This is a genomic window from Pseudoxanthomonas gei, assembly GCF_010119615.1.
Taxonomy (GTDB): domain Bacteria; phylum Pseudomonadota; class Gammaproteobacteria; order Xanthomonadales; family Xanthomonadaceae; genus Pseudoxanthomonas_A; species Pseudoxanthomonas_A gei.
This window is the reverse complement of record NZ_QOVG01000049.1, coordinates 1-501: the sequence shown is the minus strand read 5'-3', so window position 1 is coordinate 501 and position 501 is coordinate 1. Positions and strand designations below refer to the sequence as shown.

The window sequence follows — 501 nt, the reverse complement described above, 5'->3', positions numbered from 1 at the left end:
AGGGATTTGTTGTCATGCCGGGGGGCATGGGTACCCTCGATGAGCTATTCGAAGCTATGACGCTGATCCAGACTCGCAAAATTGCCCGGTTCCCGATTGTTCTCGTTGGACGTGCCTTCTGGAGTGGTTTGCTGGACTGGATACGTGATGTGATGCTAGGCCAGGAACATAACATTAATCCGGAAGATATGAAGCTGGTGAGTTTAGTGGATACGCCAGCCGAGGCCGTGAAAGCCATCGACGATTTTTACAGCAAGTACCTGCTCAAGCCTAATTTCTGATCGATGCTTGAATTTTGACTGACTGAACGCTACGTTCTTCAGTCAAAATTCCAGATACGGCGCTATTTTATCAATAGTCTTCGCATCCAGAATCCGGATCGGCCGAAGCGATTCGGTCGATGAGTAGGCTCCGTGCTGCTCGCGGTAGCGCACGATAATCTCTGCCTGTCTCCGCGATAAGAACGGATGCTTATCCAATTCCTCTGCCGAAGCCGTGTTT

At 50.3% G+C, this 501-nt stretch carries 2 protein-coding genes; one reads left to right on the top strand and one right to left on the bottom strand.

Annotated elements, in window-relative coordinates; translation table 11 throughout:
• On the top strand, positions 1 to 281 hold a 281-nt coding region (locus DT603_RS15920), incomplete at its 5' end, for an LOG family protein (protein WP_211368498.1).
• Positions 282 to 323: 42 nt separating this feature from the next.
• Here the strand turns inward: DT603_RS15920 and DT603_RS16350 are convergent.
• A partial coding sequence (locus DT603_RS16350; RefSeq protein ID WP_162350962.1) for a helix-hairpin-helix domain-containing protein occupies positions 324 to 501 on the bottom strand: 178 nt, incomplete at its 5' end.